Origin of the sequence: Rhodovulum viride, from assembly GCF_003265965.1 — a bacterium.
Classification (GTDB): domain Bacteria; phylum Pseudomonadota; class Alphaproteobacteria; order Rhodobacterales; family Rhodobacteraceae; genus Rhodovulum; species Rhodovulum kholense.
Genome location: NZ_MUAV01000226.1, coordinates 1 through 344, shown reverse-complemented (window position 1 = coordinate 344; position 344 = coordinate 1). Strand labels below are relative to the sequence as shown.

General features: G+C 66.3%; 1 protein-coding gene. It reads right to left on the bottom strand.

Translation table 11 applies throughout. The features are described 5' to 3' along the window. Positions 1-344 (bottom strand): transposase (locus tag BYZ73_RS21965; protein ID WP_146746428.1); only part of this gene is annotated, 344 nt, incomplete at both ends.

Below are 344 nucleotides of genomic sequence, written 5' to 3'. Positions count from 1 at the left end.
GAATGATTGCGGCCGCGCCGCGGTCGGCGATGGCGTCGTGGCAGGCGCGCGTGTCGTAGGCGCCGTCGGCAGTGACCGTGGCGATTTGCCGATCCAGGCCGATCTGCTTCAGGAGCTTAGGCAGCATCGGCGCGTCGCCTGCATTGCTGGAGGTGACCTCGACGGCCCGGATCTCTGGCGTTTCCTCGTCTATGCCGATGTGGATCTTGCGCCGGACACGGCGCTTCGAGGCGCCGTGTTTGCGTCTGTGCCACTCGCCTTCGCCTTCCACCTTGATGCCGGTGCTATCCACGAGCAGGTGCAGCGGCCCCTTGGATCCGCGATACGGGATGGTCACGTCCAGG